The sequence below is a fragment of the Hymenobacter sp. ISL-91 genome, assembly GCF_018613725.1.
Classification (GTDB): domain Bacteria; phylum Bacteroidota; class Bacteroidia; order Cytophagales; family Hymenobacteraceae; genus Hymenobacter.
In genome coordinates this window covers 132,879-151,578 of record NZ_JAGGPS010000008.1, presented here as the reverse complement: position 1 = coordinate 151,578, position 18,700 = coordinate 132,879, and the positions used below count along the sequence as shown (strand labels likewise).

14 protein-coding genes are annotated in these 18,700 nt (G+C 59.4%); 7 read left to right on the top strand and 7 right to left on the bottom strand.

Annotation, left to right across the window (positions count from 1 at the left end; genetic code table 11):
- Positions 1 to 80: 80 nt before the first annotated feature.
- A complete protein-coding gene (locus tag J7E24_RS17550) occupies positions 81 to 1,760 on the top strand; it encodes an MFS transporter (RefSeq protein ID WP_251047010.1) in 1,680 nt (559 codons plus the stop codon).
- 88 nt (positions 1,761 to 1,848) lie between these two features.
- On the opposite strand, the gene J7E24_RS04230 is transcribed toward J7E24_RS17550, so the two are convergent.
- Entirely contained in the window at positions 1,849 to 2,244 is a 396-nt protein-coding gene (locus tag J7E24_RS04230; protein ID WP_215135453.1) for a hypothetical protein, read from the bottom strand.
- A 162-nt stretch (positions 2,245 to 2,406) separates the two neighbouring features.
- On the opposite strand from J7E24_RS04230, the gene J7E24_RS04225 reads away from it, so the two are divergent.
- Positions 2,407 to 5,433 carry a M16 family metallopeptidase gene (locus J7E24_RS04225; protein ID WP_215135450.1) on the top strand — a complete coding sequence of 1,009 codons (3,027 nt, stop codon included), beginning with the start codon at positions 2,407 to 2,409 and terminating at the stop codon, positions 5,431 to 5,433.
- A 131-nt stretch (positions 5,434 to 5,564) separates the two neighbouring features.
- Here the strand turns inward: J7E24_RS04225 and rpoN are convergent, their stop codons facing one another.
- On the bottom strand, positions 5,565 to 7,154 hold the full coding sequence (rpoN, locus tag J7E24_RS04220; protein WP_215135448.1) for an RNA polymerase factor sigma-54: 1,590 nt from the start codon (positions 7,152 to 7,154) through the stop codon (positions 5,565 to 5,567).
- A 258-nt stretch (positions 7,155 to 7,412) separates the two neighbouring features.
- On the opposite strand from rpoN, the gene asnS reads away from it, so the two are divergent.
- A complete protein-coding gene (gene asnS, locus J7E24_RS04215; protein WP_215135446.1) occupies positions 7,413 to 8,819 on the top strand; it encodes an asparagine--tRNA ligase in 1,407 nt (468 codons plus the stop codon).
- Positions 8,820 to 9,399: 580 nt separating this feature from the next.
- On the opposite strand, the gene J7E24_RS04210 is transcribed toward asnS, so the two are convergent.
- The gene (locus J7E24_RS04210) at positions 9,400 to 9,648 is read right to left on the bottom strand and encodes a hypothetical protein (RefSeq protein ID WP_215135442.1); all 249 of its coding nucleotides are present in this window, start codon (positions 9,646 to 9,648) and stop codon (positions 9,400 to 9,402) included.
- 133 nt (positions 9,649 to 9,781) lie between these two features.
- Between J7E24_RS04210 and J7E24_RS04205 the strand changes: the two genes are divergently transcribed.
- Positions 9,782 to 11,428 carry an FAD-dependent oxidoreductase gene (locus J7E24_RS04205; RefSeq protein WP_215135440.1) on the top strand — a complete coding sequence of 549 codons (1,647 nt, stop codon included), beginning with the start codon at positions 9,782 to 9,784 and terminating at the stop codon, positions 11,426 to 11,428.
- 100 nt (positions 11,429 to 11,528) lie between these two features.
- Here the strand turns inward: J7E24_RS04205 and J7E24_RS04200 are convergent, their stop codons facing one another.
- Complete coding sequence (locus J7E24_RS04200; RefSeq protein ID WP_215135437.1) at positions 11,529 to 12,011, bottom strand: hypothetical protein; 483 nt, start codon at positions 12,009 to 12,011, stop codon at positions 11,529 to 11,531.
- Between the two features lie 412 nt (positions 12,012 to 12,423).
- On the opposite strand from J7E24_RS04200, the gene uvrA reads away from it, so the two are divergent.
- Together uvrA and J7E24_RS04190 are read left to right on the top strand one after the other, a co-directional pair.
- Positions 12,424 to 15,582, top strand: a complete 3,159-nt coding sequence (gene uvrA / locus J7E24_RS04195) for an excinuclease ABC subunit UvrA (protein WP_215135435.1) — start codon at positions 12,424 to 12,426, stop codon at positions 15,580 to 15,582.
- Between the two features lie 182 nt (positions 15,583 to 15,764).
- The gene (locus J7E24_RS04190; protein ID WP_215135432.1) at positions 15,765 to 15,962 is read left to right on the top strand and encodes a hypothetical protein; all 198 of its coding nucleotides are present in this window, start codon (positions 15,765 to 15,767) and stop codon (positions 15,960 to 15,962) included.
- An 84-nt stretch (positions 15,963 to 16,046) separates the two neighbouring features.
- Here the strand turns inward: J7E24_RS04190 and J7E24_RS04185 are convergent, their stop codons facing one another.
- The 3 genes from J7E24_RS04185 to J7E24_RS04175 form a co-directional block, all read right to left on the bottom strand.
- Entirely contained in the window at positions 16,047 to 16,631 is a 585-nt protein-coding gene (locus J7E24_RS04185; protein WP_215135430.1) for a DUF4142 domain-containing protein, read from the bottom strand.
- A gap of 46 nt (positions 16,632 to 16,677) precedes the next feature.
- Positions 16,678 to 16,911 carry a hypothetical protein gene (locus J7E24_RS04180; protein WP_215135427.1) on the bottom strand — a complete coding sequence of 78 codons (234 nt, stop codon included), beginning with the start codon at positions 16,909 to 16,911 and terminating at the stop codon, positions 16,678 to 16,680.
- An 88-nt stretch (positions 16,912 to 16,999) separates the two neighbouring features.
- Complete coding sequence (locus J7E24_RS04175) at positions 17,000 to 17,575, bottom strand: DUF4142 domain-containing protein (RefSeq protein WP_215135425.1); 576 nt, start codon at positions 17,573 to 17,575, stop codon at positions 17,000 to 17,002.
- Positions 17,576 to 17,759: 184 nt separating this feature from the next.
- On the opposite strand from J7E24_RS04175, the gene J7E24_RS04170 reads away from it, so the two are divergent.
- Positions 17,760 to 18,614 (top strand): hypothetical protein, encoded by an 855-nt coding sequence (locus J7E24_RS04170; protein ID WP_215135422.1) that lies wholly within the window; start codon positions 17,760 to 17,762, stop codon positions 18,612 to 18,614.
- The last annotated feature ends 86 nt before the right edge of the window (positions 18,615 to 18,700 follow it).

The following is an 18,700-nucleotide window of genomic DNA, read 5'->3' as shown; positions in this document are numbered from 1 at the left end:
ATTCTTCGCTACGCTCTGAATGACGCTCTTCTCACCTATCCGCTTCCGCCCGTTCCCAATCCCTAAATTCCCCCAATCCCATGGCCTCCCCCACCGCCACCGTTTCGGCTGATACCCGCGACAAACCCCGGATGAGCTTCTGGCAAATCTGGAACATGAGCTTCGGCTTCCTGGGTATCCAGTTCGGATTCGAGTTGCAGAATTCCAACGTAAGCCGCATTTTTGAAACGCTGGGCGCCAGCAAAGACGACCTGCCGCTACTCTGGATTGCTGCCCCATTGACGGGTCTGTTAGTGCAGCCCATCGTCGGTTACTTTTCTGACCGTACTTGGCACCCTACTTGGGGCCGCCGACGGCCGTTCTTTTTCTTGGGGGCAGTGCTGGCTACGCTGTCATTATTCATTATGCCCAATTCGGGGTCGCTGCTGATAGCGGCCGGGATGCTGTGGGTGATGGATGCGAGCATCAATATTTCGATGGAGCCGTTCCGGGCCTTTGTTGGCGACCTGTTGCCTAACAACCAGCGAACTACGGGCTTTGCTACCCAAAGCTTTTTTATCGGGATAGGCTCGGTTATCGCGGCCGGCCTGCCGTGGGTATTCACCAACCTATTCGACATTGCTAATATAGCGCCGCAGGGCCAGATTCCACCCTCCGTGAAATATGCGTTTTATGCGGGCGGTGTAGCGTTTTTTCTGGCCGTGATGTATACCGTGGTTACCACCCGTGAGTACCCGCCGGCCAACATGGCTGAGTTTGAGCGCGAAAAAGCCGGCACCCGAGTATTCGACGGTTTGAAAGAGTCGTTTATGGGCATTTTTCATATGCCTAAGGCGATGCAACAGTTAGCCGTAGTGCAGCTTTTTACTTGGTTTGCCCTGTTTGCTATGTGGATTTATTCCACAAACGCCATCACCAGCAACATCTACGATATGCACGTAGACAACAAGCTATTTGCCAAAATTGAGCAGCGGGTGCAGGCCGCCTCTGCTTCCGTAAAAGACGTGGAAGCCAAAAGCTTCTTCGATCTGAGCGCCGCCACGGCTGCCGAGATGCAAGCCAAGCAACTCACTGCACTCCGCAACGATTTAGCCGATATCAACCGCTTTCAGTCCGGCAACTCCGACAAGGTGATAACCACCAACTTGGCGGGTTACGCACTGAAGAGCACTGACTTTACCCCCGCTGAAGTTGCGACGCTCACCAGAGTGCAACAACAATATAACGATGGGGCCGACTGGTTGGGCATCTGCTCATCGGTGCGCAATGGGGTGGCCGCCCTGTTCGCCTTCCTGCTGCCAGTATTGGCCCGCCGTACCAGTCGCCGCTTTACTCACATGCTGTGCTTGGTAGTGGGCGGGTTGGGCCTGATTTCCCTGCGCTTCGTGGATACGCCGGCCCTATTGGCAGTAGCAATGGGTTTGGTGGGTATTGCTTGGGCAAGCATTCTGTCGATGCCGTACGCTATGCTGGCCGGCGCCCTACCTGCTAACAAAATGGGCTATTACATGGGCGTGTTCAACTTTTTCATCGTCATTCCCCAAATTGTAGCGGCCACAGTACTAGGCTTCCTTACTATCCATCTGTTCAGCGGCAATACACTCTCGGTGTTGGTTCTGGGCGGAGTCACAATGGTTGTTGGTGGCCTGCTCACATTGCGCGTCGATGATGCCGATGATATTCGGCTAGTTTCGGCAGAGCCCGTAGCCCTAGAGGGTGGTGGCTATGATGCTCCGGTGGAAACCGACCCGCGGCTGTGAAGTAAAAGGTAAAACAACGAGAAAGGCCTGCGCTGCTGAGCATTTAGCTCAATAGCGTAGGCCTTTCTCGTTATGGAAGCACCGGGTTTTATCCGGTCAGCCAACTGTAGGCAGACGCTTCTTCCACAAACACCCGGATTTCAAGGTCGGCGGCAGCTACGGTGTTAAGCTCCTGTAGGCGGGGAATGAGCAGTTCGGCGTGGTAGGGCGTGGTGAAGTAAGCAATGCGGCGCACAGCGGCGGGCAAAGCCGTCTGCAATTCGGCGCGGAAGTCGTGCAGTATCCAGAGTAGGTCGGTGGAGTCGGCCAGGCCGCGGCTGCGCAGATCGATCAGCCAGCGGCCGGCCTGCACGGGCTTGGCCAGGCGTAGCGCCTCCCGATAGCCGGCCCGGTGCTCAGCGGAAGTAGCTACCCGCGTCCAGCGCATAATCAGCAACCGCAAATCGGAGCGGTAAGAGAGGAGGACGTAATCGGCAATGGGCATTAGAAGGGGCTGGCAGGCAACAAGGCAAAGGTACGTCCGCAGGTGCATACCACCCGCACAGTACAGCCAGCTCCTGTAGCAATGCAACTCGGGCGCTTACAGATTTGTCCTTCCCTGTGTATCTTCCGGCCGTAATCCATTCCACTTCATTCCCACCGATTTATGACGCGCAACCACCTGTTGCTGCTGGGCCTCGGCGCCACGCTATCGATTCAGCCGGCATTGGCTCAGAAAAAAACTGCTTCTGCCACCAAAGCCAGCACCGCTACCAGCCCCCTGCCCGGTGGTGCCCGGCTGGTAGAAAAAGTAACTAAAAAGCCCGGTGAGCTGGTGATTCCGTACGAAAAGTACGTGATGCCCAACGGCCTGACCGTGGTAGTGACCGAAGACCACTCCGACCCGCTGGCCCACGTTGATATTACCTATCACGTGGGTTCGGCCCGCGAGCAGATCGGTAAGTCGGGCTTCGCCCACTTCTTCGAGCACATGATGTTCCAGGGCTCCGACAACGTAGGCGACGAGCAGCATTTCAAGCTCGTCACCTCGGCCGGCGGCACGCTCAACGGCACCACCAACCGCGACCGGACCAACTACTTCGAAACCGTACCCAGCAACCAGCTCGAAACGGCGCTCTGGCTCGAAGCCGACCGCATGGGCTTTCTGCTGGATGCCGTAACCCAGCAGAAGTTTGAGGTGCAGCGTTCGACGGTGAAAAACGAGCGGGGCCAGAACTACGACAACCGCCCTTACGGCCTGGCTTCCGAGAACGTCTCGAAGACGCTCTATCCCTACGGACACCCTTATAGCTGGCTCACCATCGGCTACCTCGAAGACCTGGACCGCTCCAACGTCGACGACCTGAAGAACTTTTTCATGCGCTGGTACGGGCCCAACAACGCTACCCTTACCGTGGGCGGCGACGTGAAGCCCCAGCAAGTGCTGCAGATGGTGGCCAAGTACTTCGGCTCCATTCCGAAGGGCCCCGCCGTGGCTGCCCAGAAGCTGCCCGCCCCCGTGCTGACCCAGGACCGCTACGTAAGCTACCAGGACAACATCCGCTTTCCGATGCTGCAGGTGGTGTTCCCGACGGTGCCCACCGGCCACCCCGACGAGTACGCGCTGGACGCGCTGGCCGAAATTATTGGCCAGGGCAAGAACTCGCTGCTCTACAAGAACCTCATCAAGCCCCAGCGCGCCGTGCAGGCCCAGGCCTACAACTCTACCTCGGAGCTGGCCGGCGAGTTTACCATGGTCATGCTGCCCTTCCCCGGCAAAGGCCTCGACAGCCTCGAAATGCAGGTGCGCAGCACCCTGGCCGAGTTTGAGCGCACCGGCGCCACCGCCGAGCAGGTGGCCCGCTTCAAGTCTAGCACTGAGGCACAGGTGGTTAACAGCCTGGCCAGCGTGAGCGGCAAGGTTAGCCAGCTGGCCGCCAACCAGACCTTCTTCGGCAACCCCAACCGCCTGCCCCAAGACCTGAAGGCCCTGCGGGCCGTAACGCCGGCCGACGTGAACCGGGTATACGCCAAGTACCTCAAGGGCAAGCACGCCGTTATTCTGAGCGTGGTGCCTAAAACCGGCGCAGTACCGCCCGTAAAGCCCGATAACTACACAGTTTCCAAAGACGGCTACAAGGCCCCCAACTACGGCTACGAAGGCCTGAGCTACACCAAGCCCACCGACAACTTCGACCGCAGTAAGCAGCCCAAGGCCGGCACCGCGCCCGCCGTGCAGGTACCTACGGTATGGCAGAGCAAGCTGAACAACGGCCTGCGCCTGATGGGCAACCGCAACACCGAAATTCCGACGGCTACCATGCTGCTCACCATCCGTGGCGGCCGCCGCCTAGAGCAGCTCAACCGCAACCAGGCCGGTATTGCCGCCCTCACCGCGGCCATGATGAATGAGGGCACCGAGAAGTACACCGCCGAGCAGTTCAGCTCGGAGCTCGATAAGCTGGGCAGCGCCATCCGGGTAGGCGCCGGCGACGACAACACGACGGTGTACGTGCAGAGCCTGACCAAAAACCTGCCCGCCACTATGGCCCTGCTGGAGCAGCGCCTGCTGCACCCGCGCTTCGATGAGGCCGATTTCGCCCGCCTCAAAAAGCAGGCGCTGGAAGGCATTGCCAACCAGGTAACCCAGCCGGTGCTCATCGCCAACAAAACCTTCGACCGGCTGGTGTACAACCCGGCCGACATTATGAGCGTGCCTTCCAGCGGCACAGCCGCCACGGTAACCAGCATCACGCTCGATGATGTGAAGAAGTTCTACCAGGACTACTACGCGCCCAACGTGAGCTACCTGGTAGCCACCGGCGACGTAGACCAGGCCACGCTCACCAAGCAACTGGGCTTCCTCAACAACTGGCAGCAGAAGCAGATCAGCCTGCCAGCCGGCGAAAAGGCCACCCAGCCCGACAAAACGCGCATCTACTTCGTGAACAAGGACGGCGCCGCGCAGTCGGAAATCCGGGTGGGCTACCTTTCGCCCCTCACCTACGACGCCACCGGCGACTACTACCGCGCCTACCTGAGCAACTACCTGCTTGGCGGTGCCTTCAACTCGCGCATCAACCTGAACCTGCGCGAAGACAAAGGCTACACCTACGGCGCGCGCTCGGGCTTCCAGGGAAGCCGCTACGCCGGCCCCTACACGGCTTCGGCCGGTGTGCGCGCCGATGCCACGGCGGCCTCGGTGAAGGAGTTTATGTCGGAAATCAAAAACTACCGCAACGGTATTACCGACGACGAGCTGCAGTTCCTGCAGGCCTCGGTGGGCCAGAGCGACGCGCTGCGCTACGAAACCGGCCAGCAAAAGGCCGCGTTCCTGAGCCGCCTAGTGGAGTATGACCTGCCCCTGGATTACGTGAAGCAGCAGAGCGAGATTCTCAACAACCTCAAGAAAGAGGATGTGCAGGGCATTGCCCAGAAGTATCTGCCCGCCGACAACATGTACATCGTGGTAGTAGGCGACCGGACCAAGGCCTTCCCCGGCCTGACGGAGCTGGGCTACGAGGTAGTGGAGCTCGACAACGACGGCAACCGCGTAACGGCCACCGCCACCTCTACGCCCACGCCCGAGGCCATGGCCCCCAGCATGGATGTAGAAAAAACGAAGGTGGTGACCAAGAGCGCCAAAGGCAAAAAAGAGAAGAAGAAGTCCAAGCGTGACAAGGACAAAGACTAGTTCTTGAATTAGCTGACGAAAACGGCCCGGTTCGCAATGTGCGACCCGGGCCGTTTTGCGTTTGTGCCGGGCTCAGTCAATAATCGTTTGTCATTAAGAGCGAAGCGAAGAATAGAATGACAGACGGTTTTCTATAGCTCCTTGCGCAGCCGGGCTACCGGAATGTTGAGCTGCTCGCGGTACTTGGCTACTGTGCGGCGGGCGATGTTGTAGCCGCGGGCGTTGAGCATTTTCTCCAGCTTGTCGTCGGAAAGCGGCTTTTTCTTCTGCTCACCCTCGATGATTTCCTTGAGGATGTACTTCACCTCGCGCGAGCTGGCATCCTCGCCCGAATCGGTGGCAATGCCTTCGGAGAAGAAGTACTTGAGCGGGTAGATGCCGAACTCCGTCTGCACGGCTTTCGAGTTGGCTACCCGGCTCACCGTGCTGATGTCCATGCTGATTTCCTGGGCAATGTCTTTCAGAATCATGGGGCGCAGCTTGCTTTCGTCGCCCTCCTCAAAGAACTCGCGCTGGTAGCGCACAATGGCGTCCATGGTGCGCAGCAGCGTGTTCTGGCGCTGCCGGATGGCGTCGATAAACCACTTGGCCGAGTCGAGCTTCTGCTTGACAAAGGTCACGGCCTCCTTCATCTTCTTGTCCTTCTTCGAGGCCTTGTCGTAGGCCCGGAACATCTCGGTGTAAGCCGGCGACACGCGTAACTCGGGGGCGTTGCGGGTGTTGAGCGTGAGGTTGAACTGGCCGTTGTCGTGGGTCAGCAGGAAATCGGGGATGATGTACTGGATTTTGCCGCCGCCCACCGGCCCGCTGCCGCCGGGTTTGGGGTTCAATTTGAGAATGAGGCCAATGGCTTCCTTTATCTCCTCATCTTCGAGGTCGAGCTTCTGCTGAATGCGCTGGTAGTGCTTCTTGGTGAACTCCTCGTAGGTGTCCTGCAGGATGCGTTCGGCGTTTTCCACGGTTTCCTCCTGCGGGCGGCGCTCCAGCTGCAATAGCAGGCACTCCTGCAGGTCGCGGGCCGCTATACCGGCCGGATCGAAGGTTTGTACTACGTGCAGCACACCTTCCACTTCGGGCACGCTTACTTCCAGGTTTTGCGAGAAAGCCAAGTCGTTGGCAATGGCCGACAGGTCGCGGCGGATGTAGCCGTCGCCATCGATGGAGCCGATAAGCTGGCGGCCAATGGTTTGCTGCCGCTCATCGAGGCCCGAGAAGCCGAGCTGGCTGAGCAGGTTGTCCATGAGCGAGCCGCTGGTGTCGGCCAACGGCATTTCGCGGCCGTCCTCGTCGTCGCCGGGCCCGTCGCCCTGCATCTTGTAGCCCGCTATTTCGTCGTCGTTGAGGTAGTCGCTCAGGTCGAGGTCTTCCGATTCCGAATTCGATTCGGGGGCTTTGGGCGCTTCTTCCTTCACTGGCAGCTCTACCTCAGGCTGCTCGTCGCGCTGGTCGGCGTCGTAGTCTTCGTCGAGCGTGTTGTCGGGGTTGTCGAGGGCGGCATCGGGGTCGTCGTAGTTGTCATCGGCATCATCGTCGCCGCTGTCGAGGTCGTCGAACTCGTCCTCCGGCTCATCCTCGCCTTCTTCCAGGGCGGGGTTCACCTCCAGCTCCTCCTTGATGCGCGCCTCCAGCTCCGCCGTCGGAATTTGGAGCAGCTTGATAAATTGAATCTGTTGGGGGCTCAGCTTCTGCGAAAGAAGCTGCTTCATGTCCAGTCGTTGCATACGCCAAAAACGGTACGCCCCGCCGGGTTTTCGGCACGGGGGTAGGTAAGCCAAATGTAGCCCTTCTGTACTTGAATCAGGAAGGAAAAGTTGGGAAGGGACGATATACTGATGCCGCTTGTCATCCTGAGCTTGCGAAGGACCTTACCACGTTAGCACGGCCATGACCGCAACCTGTTCCAGCGTGATAAGGTCCTTCGCAAGCTCAGGATGACAAGCGGTTTCTCCTACCTTTGCGCTCTACTTACGACTCCAACCATGTCCGACCTCCGAAAAACCAGCGTGCAGGACCTGCTGCGCAGCCAAGACCTCGACCGCGAGGTGCTGGTGAAAGGCTGGGTGCGCACCCGCCGCGGCAACAAATACGTGCAGTTCATTGCCCTCAACGACGGCTCGGGCTTCAACTCCATTCAGGTAGTGGCCAACGCCGAGCAGTTTCCGGAGGAAAAGCTGAAGGCCGACGGCGTGGAGAACGGCGCCGCCATTGCCGTGCGCGGCAAGCTGGTGGCCTCGCAGGGCAAGGGCCAGGCCGTGGAAATTCAGGCCGACGAAATAACGGTGTATGGCTCGGCTGATCCAGCCGTATATCCGCTCCAGAAGAAGGCTACCTCGCTGGAAAACCTGCGCGGCATTGCCCACCTGCGCCCCCGCACCAACACGTTCGGGGCCATTCTGCGCATCCGGCACGCCATGGCCTTCGCGGTGCACCAGTACTTCAACGACCACGGTTTCTACTACATCCACACGCCCATCGTCACGGGTTCCGATGCCGAAGGCGCGGGCCAGATGTTCCGCGTAACCACGCTGCCCGACCAGAACCCGCCCCTGACCGAAGACAAATCGGGCGTCGATTACGCGCAGGATTTTTTCGGCAAGCAAACCAACCTCACCGTGTCGGGGCAGCTGGAGGCTGAGGTAGCCGCCATGGCCCTGGGCAAGGTGTACACCTTCGGGCCCACGTTCCGAGCTGAGAACTCCAACACGGCCCGCCACCTGGCCGAGTTCTGGATGATTGAGCCCGAAGTGGCCTTCAACGACCTGCAGGATAACATGGACCTGGCCGAGGACTTCCTCAAGAGCCTCGTGCGCTACGCCCTGGCCCATTGCCAGGATGACCTCAAGTTCCTCAACGAGCAGTACGACAAGGAGCTGCTGACCCGCCTGCAGTTCGTGGTCGACAACGACTTCCAGCGCCTGACCTACACTGAAGCCGTTGAAATCCTCAAGAAAGCCCGGCAGAAGTTCGAGTTCCCGGTAGACTGGGGCACCGACCTGCAGAGCGAGCATGAGCGCTACCTGGTAGAGAAGCACTTCAAGAAGCCGGTTATCCTGACCGATTACCCCAAGGATATCAAGGCGTTCTACATGAAGCTCAATGACGACGGCCAGACCGTGCGCGCCATGGACGTGCTGTTTCCCGGTATCGGCGAAATCATCGGCGGCTCGCAGCGCGAGGAAGACCTGACCAAGCTGAAGGAGCGCATGGCCGCCATGCAGGTGCCCGAGCACGAGCTGTGGTGGTACCTGGAGCTGCGCCAGTACGGCACCGCGCCCCACGCCGGCTTCGGCCTGGGCTTCGAGCGCCTCATCTTGTTCGTCACCGGCATGGCCAACATCCGCGACGTCATCCCCTTCCCCCGTTTCCCCGGCAGCGCGGAGTTTTAAAGCACTGTTTCGCGCTAACGCCTTATGATAACGGCCGCTCCTGAAGAGGGGCGGCCGTTATTACGACAGGATTTTGAGTAGCAACTTCTCATAAAAGGTGGAGAAGCTCTCAGCTTTCGTTCGGGAGCAAAGACTAGTGGTTAAGTAGTTGTCAACTTTCAAGTAATTCTCTCGAAGGTCGTTAGGCCTTCGATCAGTGTACCAACTGTAAATCAAGTAGGGGCGGTCGGCTGCAAAATTATTTCCGCAATCCGCCTCACCTCCGCTCGTCGTAACGGAAATGGTATCAGTTTGTAAGCGGCCCTTATATAATTGGTTGATTTTAAATGTGAATTGGACAAGTTTTCCCGGACTGGTCACCAATTTTCCCTGATAGATACCAAGAGTGTCTGTATAGGTAGTAGTAGCGCTTTTTATAGGCGTGCCAGTGAATATCACGGCAGCGTAACAGCGGCTTTTTAGAATGCCAACTCTTCCGCAGGAACAGGCCCAACTGTAATTGGAAAAGATTAACAGCAAGAAAAGTAGCAGCGCACGCATAGTAGAACTGAGGAGTCAGGGGGTACAGAGTTACAGCTTTTCAACAGTAATTCCGCAGCTCCTTGTCGTCCACGGCCAGCAGGTTGTCCAGCCGCAACTCGAAGCCGTCGGCCAGTCGCAAGTATTCTACTTTGTCCTGAATATACAGGTCCTGGATGATGCCGTGGTAGGTGCTGGGCGGCGTGTCGGACTCGGTACGATAGACGAGCGTGCAGGGCTGGCCGGTGGTGGCGCGGGCCTCCAGTTCGTCGTAGAACGAGCAGCTGATGGGTTGGTAGGGAGCAGACATGGCAGAAGCAACGTGGTGATTTGTGCTTGTACGCACGCCCAAGGCGGCCGGATGAGGGAGTTGGGCCGCAGCCATGTTTTATAACCAAGCTCGGCTTTGGCGCGTTGGCATAAACACCAATCCCCCCACCGCCATGCCTCCCGAAATTAACCTTGCCCCCGCCGACGCCCTCCGGAACGACGGCGAAATGCGCGCCTACCCCGCCACGCCCGACACCGAGGTGCTGCTGGTGCGCCGGCAGGGCCAGTACCGGGCGCTGGCCGCCCGCTGCCCCCACTACGGCGCCCCGCTCGACAAAGGCCGCATCATCAACGACCAAATCGTTTGCCCCTGGCACCACGCCTGCTTCCGGGTGGATGACGGCCACCTGTGCCAGCCCCCGGCCCTCGACGTCCTGCCCACCTACCCCATTCGTGTAGCCGACGGCCGAATCTGGGTGACGCTACCCGCCCACCCCGCCGCGGCCGCCGATAGCCCCGACGCCACGCCCACAGCCCTGGTAGGCGGCACCCCGCCCGCCCCCGACCGCACTGCAACGGACGAACGCACCTTCGTGATTGTGGGCGCCGGAGCTGCCGGCCAGTTCGCGGCCCAGACGCTGCGCACCGAGGGTTTTGGCGGCCGAATCGTGCTGGTCGGCGCCGATCCGGCCGCGCCCTACGACCGCACCAAGCTCAGCAAGGCCTTTTTGGCCGGCAAAGCTGATAAAAAGGCGCTGCCTCTACGTCAGCCCAAATTTTATGAGCAGCAGCGCATCGAGTTGCTGACGGATACCCGCGCCACCGGCCTGGATTTGAAGCAGCGCCAGCTGCAACTCGCCGGCCGCGCCCCACTGACTTACGACAAGCTGCTGCTGGCCCCCGGCAGCCGGCCCAACACCCTGCCCCAGCTGCCCGGCCACGACCTTGGCGGCGTGCTACTCCTGCGCACCGTTCAGGATGCCGCAGCCATTCGGAAAGCGGCCGCCGATGCCGAGCACGTAGTTATTATCGGCAGCAGTTTTATTGGTATGGAAGCCGCTGCCAGCCTGGCCACTGAGAACAAAGAGCAGGATAAAAAGCGGCAGATTACGGTAGTGGCGCGAGACAAGGAACCGTTTGCCAAAGTGCTGGGGCCAGAAATCGGGGCCATGTTTCGCCACCTGCATATCGGCCACGGCGTGCAGTTTGAGGCGGAGGCGGAAGTGGCGGCCCTGGAAGGCGAAAACGGCCGCGTAACGGCCGTGCGCCTGGCCTCGGGCCAGCTCCTGCCCGCCGATGTGGTGGTGCTGGGCGTGGGCGTGCAACCGGCCACCGAATTTCTGGCCGATGCTTTCGAGCTGGAAAAGGACGGCGGCCTGCGCGTGGATGCACATTTGCGGGCGGCCGAGCATGTGTACGCCGCCGGCGACGTGGCCCTGTTTCCGCTGACCACCGGCCCGGGCCGGCACCGCATCGAGCACTGGCGGCTGGCCCAGCAGCACGGCGCCTGCGCCGCCCGCAACATGCTGGGGCAAAAAGAGGCCTTTAGTGAGGTCCCCTTCTTCTGGACCCAGCAATTTGGCAAAAGCCTGCGCTATGCCGGCCACGCCACCGACTACGACGAAATCATCTTCCAGGGTCAAATAGACAAGCAGGAGTTCCTGGCGCTCTACGTGCAGCAAAACCGCCTGGTAGCCGCCGCCGGCATGGGCCGCGACGATGACATGCTAGTGATTATGGAGCTGCTGCGCCGCAACCAGATGCCCACGCCGGCTGCTGCTCGGGGCAAAATCGAGTGGGAACCACTGCTGGCGCGCTGAAGCTCCAGGTAACACCCCTCCGAAAAATTTGCTTGAAGTGCAACGGGCCGGCTTCTCTGAGAAGAGGCCGGCCCGTTGCACTTCAAGCAGGTTCGGAAAGCTAGTGCTTGCCTTTACCCTGCCCTTTACCCTTGTCATGGCCCTTTTGGCCTTTGCCCTGCTCAACATAAACTGGCAAGCCAGTAGGGGCTACATACACGGCCCGGGCCTTTTTGGCCTGGCCGGGCGGCATGCCGTGCGGATGACCCTTTTTGGGATATTTTACCCGATGCTCTTGGATAAGCACCCAGGGCTGCGCCCCCACATAATTGATAACGACCGGATGAAACGAATTGGTAGCGTAGCCATTGATGGTCTTCAGTTTTTTCCATTTGCCATCACGCCGCACCACGTATTGCTGGTCGCGCAGGTCGTAATAGCCGCCCACTTCCGGAATGTAATAGTACTGGGTGCCCGCTGGCACGGCCGGGCCCCAGCTGGGTGGGTTTACATTGATGGTTACCTGGGCCTGGCCCGGCAGGCTGAACGCAGCCAGAGAGGCCGTCAGCACAGCCGTAAGTAGTAAGTTGGAAGAAGAGCGCATGAGTATTGAGTAGGATGAGAGAAGCAAAATGCTGCCAGTAATCAGCGTATTCAGGGTCGCCAGCATTAGCTGCAGAGCCTCTGAGGGGCTGTTGGCAAAAATGGAACCAACTCCGTATCAGCCGCAGACTGCGCCGGCCACCGGGGCGTACGCGCCGCTCGCCCGAACAGAAGGTGTCGTTTCAAACAACGTACAAAGTGTGCTGCTCCGGAGCAGGGCATCTGCACCGGAGCAATTACATACGGGAAGTTCAGGCGACCGGGCACAAACCGAGGGCTTCGGCTGTTATGCTCCATCTGGCCGCTACCTTCACAGTGCCGGCCACCGAAACTGCCTGACTCAAAAGCTATTCGCATTAGCCATCGGGCCGCGTTTCCTTTACCTTTGCCGACTTATCCCGCTCCGCTGCCGCATGGCCAAAAAAACGACTGCCGCTTCCGCTTCTTCCGCCACCGAAACCGCTCAGGCTCCCAAGGCTGGCCGGGCCGCCAAATCGGCTTCCACCGCCGAAACTACCACCCAATCGGCTCCTGCTAAAACTGCCCGGGCGGGCAAGGCCACTAAAGTCAACAAGCCCAGCAATGAGGCCGTTTCGGTAGCCGCTGCGGTGGCCGAGGGCAATGGGCACCACAGCACAGCCGCCGTGCAGGCGGTGCCGCGGGCTGAGGTGGTGAGCGAAACCATTGTGGAAAACCGTGCCCCCATTGGCGGGCAGCTGCTGGGGCCGGCCGATTTGGAGGCGCCCTATATTGAAGTGTACGGGGCGCGCGAGCACAACCTGAAGAACGTGTCGGTGCAGATTCCGCGGGGGCGGCTGGTGGTGTTTACCGGCATTTCGGGCTCGGGCAAGTCATCGTTGGCCTTTGATACGATTTACGCCGAGGGCCAGCGCCGCTATATGGAGACGTTTTCGGCTTACGCCCGCTCGTTTATGGGCGGGTTGGAGCGGCCCGACGTGGACAAAATCGAGGGTTTGTCGCCGGTTATCAGCATCGAGCAGAAAACCACCTCGCGTAACCCGCGCTCCACGGTGGGCACCATCACCGAGATTTACGACTTCCTGCGCCTGCTCTACGCTCGCACGGCCGAAGCTTTCAGCTACGCTACGGGCCAGAAGATGATCCGGCAGAGCGACGACCAGATTATCAACTACATCCTCAAAGAGTACGACGGCCGCAAGCTGGTGGTGCTGGCCCCCGTGGTGAAGGGCCGCAAGGGCCACTACCGCGAGCTGTTTCAGCAGGTGGCCAAGCTGGGCTTTACCAAGGTGCGGGTGGATGGCGAGCTGCTCGACCTGACGCCCAAAATGCAGGTCGACCGCTACAAAATTCACGACATCGAAATCGTGATTGATCGGCTGGTGGTGGAGGAGGACGACCGGTTCCGGCTCTCGGGCTCGGTGCAGAACGCCCTCACCCAGGGTAAGGGCACCATGCTCGTGCTCGACCCCGACACCAAGAAGAAGGACAACACCCAGTTCTTCTCGCGCTTCCTGATGGACCCGGCCACCGGCATTGCCTACGACGACCCGGCCCCCAATACGTTCAGCTTCAACTCGCCCTACGGCGCCTGCCCCACCTGCAATGGCCTGGGCCAGGTGCAGGAAATAACCGAGGAAACGGTCATGCCTGACCTCAAGCTGACCATCAGCCGCGGCGGCATTGCGCCGCTGGGCGACTACCGCGACATTTGGATTTTCCAGCAGCTGGGCCAGATTCTCAAGCGCAACAAGGCCAGCCTGAGCACGCCCTTGCACAAGCTGCCCGCCGATTTGCTCCAGCACCTGCTCTACGGCATCTCGGAAGACGAGGCCGAGGACCCTAAGCTGCCCGGCTACGCCGAGCCGTTCGAGGGCATCATCCCGTTTCTGCGCCGCCAGATGGACTCCGAGTCGGACAATATCCGGGAGTGGATTCAGCAGTACACCCAGGCCCAGGAGTGCCCCGAGTGCCACGGCTACCGGCTCAAAAAGGAAAGCCTGCACTTCAAAATCGACGGCAAGCACATCGGCGAGCTATCGGTGATGGACCTCAACGAGCTGGCCGACTGGTTTGTGGGCCTCGAAGACCGCCTCTCGGAGCGCCAGAACCTGATTGCCCGCGAGCTGCTCAAGGAAATCCGCAAGCGCATCGGCTTCCTGCTTGAAGTAGGCCTCGATTACCTCAACCTGCACCGCTCGGTTCGTACGCTTTCGGGTGGCGAAAGCCAGCGTATCCGGCTGGCCACCCAAATCGGTACTCAGCTCGTGGGTGTGCTCTATATCATGGACGAGCCCAGCATCGGCCTGCACCAGCGCGACAACGAGCGCCTCATCAAGGCCCTGCAACACCTGCGCGATTTGGGCAACTCAGTGATTGTAGTGGAGCACGACAAGGACATGATTATGCACGCCGACCACGTGCTCGACATCGGCCCCGGCGCGGGCATCCACGGCGGCCACATCGTGGCTTCGGGCACGCCCACCGAAATCTTCGGCTCCGGCTCGCTCACCTCGCAATACCTGAGCGGGCAGAAGCACATTGAGCTACGCAAGAAGAAGCGCAAGGGTGAAGGCAACGAGCTGGTGCTGCGCGGCGCCAAGGGCCACAACCTCAAAAACGTAACGGCCAAGATTCCGCTGGGCAAGCTGGTGGCCGTGACGGGCGTGTCGGGCTCGGGCAAGTCCAGCCTCATTCACGACACGCTCTATCCCATTCTCAACCAGCACTTTTTCAAGGCCAAGCGCGAGCCGCTTGCTTACGGCAGCATCGAGGGGCTGGAGTTTATTGATAAGGTGATTGAGGTGGACCAGTCGCCGATTGGGCGCACGCCGCGCTCGAACCCGGCCACCTACACCGGCGTGTTCACCGAGATTCGCCAGCTGTTCGCCAACCTGCCCGAGTCGAAAATCCGGGGCTACGGGCCCGGCCGGTTCTCGTTCAATGTGAAGGGTGGGCGCTGCGAAACCTGCGAGGGGGCCGGCATCCGCACCATCGAGATGAACTTCCTGCCCGACGTGCACGTGCCCTGCGAAACCTGCAAGGGCCGCCGCTACAACCGCGAAACCCTGGAAGTGCGCTTTAAGGGCAAGTCCATCACCGACGTGCTCGACATGACGGTGGAAAAGGCGGTGGACTTCTTCGAGTTCCAGCCCCGCATCCTGCGCAAAATCCAGACCCTGCACGAAGTGGGCCTGGGCTACCTCACGCTGGGCCAGCAGGCCACCACGCTAAGCGGCGGCGAAGCTCAGCGCGTGAAGCTGGCCACCGAGTTGAGCAAGAAGGACACCGGCAAAACGTTCTACATCCTTGACGAGCCCACCACCGGCCTGCACTTCGAAGACATCAACCACCTGGCCGTAGTCCTGCACAAACTCGCCGACAAGGGCAACACCGTCCTTATCATCGAACACAACCTCGACCTGATCAAGGTGGCCGACTACCTCATCGACATTGGCCCCGAGGGCGGGGCGGCCGGCGGCACCATCGTGGCCCAGGGCACACCCGAAGCCGTAGCCAAGGCCGGCAAGGGCCACACCGCCCGCTTCCTGGCCGAGGAGTTGCGCACGAGCCAGTACGCAGTAGCTGAATAAGCAGGCTGTTACCGGACAGGCAGAAAATCAGCTCAAAAACTGGTTTTTCAGCAATAATCAGGTGCATTTATTGTCATGCTGTACTGAGTAAGCATTTACTTTTCGCAAAATTTACATGAACGAATAGTTGAAAAACCAATGATATTTCTATAGTTTGAGGGCTTCTATCTTCCCTCCTGCCCATGAAAGTTCTGGTTTTTCCTGCTTTGCTTGCCGTAGCCATCATCACCAAGCCACCTAAGCCCGTCACTCCCCCGGCCACAGCAACATCTGTCACATCAGTAGCGCTTACCACAAATAGCCCTAAAACCGGGCAGGCCATGACCGCAAGCCCGAATCAGGATACTGCGCTCAGCAAAATTCAGCCTGAGACCCATTAGTATTCTTTTCGTCGTCTGAACTCACCGGACGCAAAAAAACCGCCGCGCAAAAACGCGGCGGTTTTTTTAATCAGATGGGTGACCTTAATTGGCCATAGCGCCGGGCAGCTTTTTGGCCGCCTCCAGATGCGCCTGAATAGTGGGCAACACCTTGCTGGCAAAGGCTTTTACCTCCGCATCGGTGCCGTTTTGAATTTCGCTCTGGAAAGCATCCACCGTTTTTTGGTGGTCGACTACCATTTGCTGGGCATACTTCTGGGTAGCTTGCTCAGCCGCCATTGCCTCCATCTCCGTTTTGATGGCCATGTGCTCAGCGTCCATTTCGGTAGGAAGCGTTACGTTCTTGCTTGCAGCAATGGCTTTCAGTTCCTCTCCCGCTTCCTTGTGGTCGTTAATCATCATGTCGGCGTAGCTTTTGGTTTCGCCGCTGGCACCTTTGGCCAGGGCTACCTGGCTTAGGCCCATCTCATTGTGGCCACCGGTAGCTACCATTTTCATGAACTCGGCGTCGCTCATCATCGGAGCGGTGCTGGCAGGAGTCGTCATATCGGCTGCTGTACCTTCCGTAGCGGTGTCGGTGGTAGCAGTAGTGGTATCGGTGGTGGGGTTGCAGGCTGTAGCAGCCAGCAGGGCGCCGGCACTTAGCACGGCCAGAAAAGAGCGTTTCATAGGAGTAGGTAGGTTAAGTGGGTTTAAAATAACGCGTAAAAAAGGGCTAACGGGTTGTGTCGGCAGCAGCGGCTGGCAGCGAATCGGCGTCGGCCGTCACTGTAGGACCAGCGTTGTTGTCAATCACCACCGCATCGGCTTTTACGCCTCCATCATCGGTGGCGGCATCAAGGTCGCTCACGGCTTCGCCAGCGGTGCCGTCAGTGCGGGTTTCGGTGTTACAGCTGCTGAGCGAGAGAGCAAAGGCCAGGGCCAGAAAAGGAAGAATCCGAAGTTTCATAGGGTAGGCAGAGAAGGTGAAGGTTGGTGAAACGGGTACTTGTATTTCGCGGACAGGGTTACCGCCAATCAGTCTATCTTCTTTGAAATCAGATTTTTAATTTTGATTTCAAGTCATCGGTGGCCCGCTTCAAATCCTGCAGTACCGCCAGCTGTCGGGTTGCGACAGGGCGCAGGTCGGCATCGTACGATTCCGTTTGCAGGTCTTCGTTGATATCCAGATCCTGTTCGATTGTGCGGGTCAGGGCATCTGCAAACTTTTGGTCGAAGGCCGCGCCATTGAGGGCGGTCATTTCGCCTACCTGCAGTGCCTGGCTCTCACTCAGGCCGGCGGGCAGCACCAGATTTTTCTGTTTAGCCAGCACCCTCAGTTCACTGAGAAGGGCGCTTACCTGATTGATGACATTCTGAGCCACATATTTAGCATCAGGCGAAACCGCCTTGCGCTGGGCTATCTGGCTAATTTCGAGCAGCTCCATCTGGTTGCTGGCCGTTTCCACCACCAACTCTGCATCCCTGATCTGCCGCTTGGTGATATCCTGCTCACTAATGCGCTTTTCATTCTGAAGCTTCGCCTCAAAAACCGGATCATTGTTGCTGGCCGAGCCTGAACAGGCTACCAATGCGGGCAGCAACAAAAGGCAGACAGCGCGGAAAAACAACATCAGATCAGGGAATTGAAGAAGAAAAATGTATTCGCAGCTATACGCGACCTGCCTGATCGGGTTAGGGAGTCGACGGTCTAAAAAAAAGTTCCCTGCCTGTTTAAACTTTTTCGCAAACGCTGCTTCTAACCGCCGAAAACCAGTTGCTCTTCTCATTCCCCACTTTTCATTTTCTGCCTTTCCCATGAAGCGCTCTACCTCTTATCTGCTGAGCATGGCCGCCCTGGCTGGCTCCACGCTGCTGCTGCCCGCCTGCAACAAGGCCAACGACCCGCAGAGCCCCGATGTCGCCGTAACAGCCCAAGATCAGAGTTTGGCCGAGGATGAAACGGCCGCTCTGGCCGACCTGACGGATGCCGCCGCGCCTGCCGATGCCGCCGCACCCAACAGCCCCGCCGCCGAAGCCGATGACCTCACCCGCCTGGCCGGCCGCTGCCTCACGCGCACCTACGACGCCGCTACCCGCACGCTCACCCTCGATTTCGGTACCACCAACTGCGTGGGCCCCAACGGTGTGGCCCGGCGCGGCAAAATCGTAACCGTATTCGGTGGCCAGCCCCGCGACGCCGGTGCTACCAAAACCATCACCCTCGTTGATTACTACCGCAACGACAACCAGCACACCGGCACCCGCGTCATCACCCGGCTCGGAACCGGCTCCTGGAACCTGTCGGTGCAGAATGCCAGCATCACTACCTCTGCCGGTAAGCACTCCTGGAGCGCCAGCCGCACTTACACCCGCACGGCCGGCCAAGCTACTCGCACCCTCTCCGACGACGAGTATAGCGTAACCGGCCAGACCAGCGGCACCAACCGCAAGGGCCAGGACTATTCGGCCGTTATCGGGCAGCCGCTCATCAAGAAATTCCAGCCCGGCTGCGCCCGCACTTTTGTGGCCGGTACAGTCACTATTTCCACCGAGGGCGCCCGCGAATTGCTGCTCAACTACGACCCCACCGGCACCCAGGCCTGCGACAATATTGCCTCTATCACCACCAACGGCGTTACCCGCACCATCCGCGTCGGCGGCCGCCTGTAAGCGCCATTATGTACCAAAAAAGGAGCCTGGCCCTCGTTATACGACGGGGCCAGACTCCTTTTTTTTGCGCGGACGCCGCCGAGCCT

What these genes read in the sequence shown, in the direction of transcription:
- J7E24_RS04225 (WP_215135450.1), top strand. Translation starts at nt 2,407, where the DNA reads ATGACGCGCAACCACCTGTTGCTGCTGGGCCTCGGCGCCACGCTATCG.
- J7E24_RS04175 (WP_215135425.1), bottom strand. Translation starts at nt 17,575, where the DNA reads ATGTTGTTTTTCCGCGCTGTCTGCCTTTTGTTGCTGCCCGCATTGGTA.
- J7E24_RS04210 (WP_215135442.1), bottom strand. Translation starts at nt 9,648, where the DNA reads ATGTCTGCTCCCTACCAACCCATCAGCTGCTCGTTCTACGACGAACTG.
- rpoN (WP_215135448.1), bottom strand. Translation starts at nt 7,154, where the DNA reads ATGCAACGACTGGACATGAAGCAGCTTCTTTCGCAGAAGCTGAGCCCC.
- J7E24_RS04200 (WP_215135437.1), bottom strand. Translation starts at nt 12,011, where the DNA reads ATGCGCTCTTCTTCCAACTTACTACTTACGGCTGTGCTGACGGCCTCT.
- J7E24_RS04205 (WP_215135440.1), top strand. Translation starts at nt 9,782, where the DNA reads ATGCCTCCCGAAATTAACCTTGCCCCCGCCGACGCCCTCCGGAACGAC.
- asnS (WP_215135446.1), top strand. Translation starts at nt 7,413, where the DNA reads ATGTCCGACCTCCGAAAAACCAGCGTGCAGGACCTGCTGCGCAGCCAA.
- J7E24_RS04170 (WP_215135422.1), top strand. Translation starts at nt 17,760, where the DNA reads ATGAAGCGCTCTACCTCTTATCTGCTGAGCATGGCCGCCCTGGCTGGC.
- J7E24_RS17550 (WP_251047010.1), top strand. Translation starts at nt 81, where the DNA reads ATGGCCTCCCCCACCGCCACCGTTTCGGCTGATACCCGCGACAAACCC.
- J7E24_RS04180 (WP_215135427.1), bottom strand. Translation starts at nt 16,911, where the DNA reads ATGAAACTTCGGATTCTTCCTTTTCTGGCCCTGGCCTTTGCTCTCTCG.
- J7E24_RS04190 (WP_215135432.1), top strand. Translation starts at nt 15,765, where the DNA reads ATGAAAGTTCTGGTTTTTCCTGCTTTGCTTGCCGTAGCCATCATCACC.
- uvrA (WP_215135435.1), top strand. Translation starts at nt 12,424, where the DNA reads ATGGCCAAAAAAACGACTGCCGCTTCCGCTTCTTCCGCCACCGAAACC.
- J7E24_RS04185 (WP_215135430.1), bottom strand. Translation starts at nt 16,631, where the DNA reads ATGAAACGCTCTTTTCTGGCCGTGCTAAGTGCCGGCGCCCTGCTGGCT.
- J7E24_RS04230 (WP_215135453.1), bottom strand. Translation starts at nt 2,244, where the DNA reads ATGCCCATTGCCGATTACGTCCTCCTCTCTTACCGCTCCGATTTGCGG.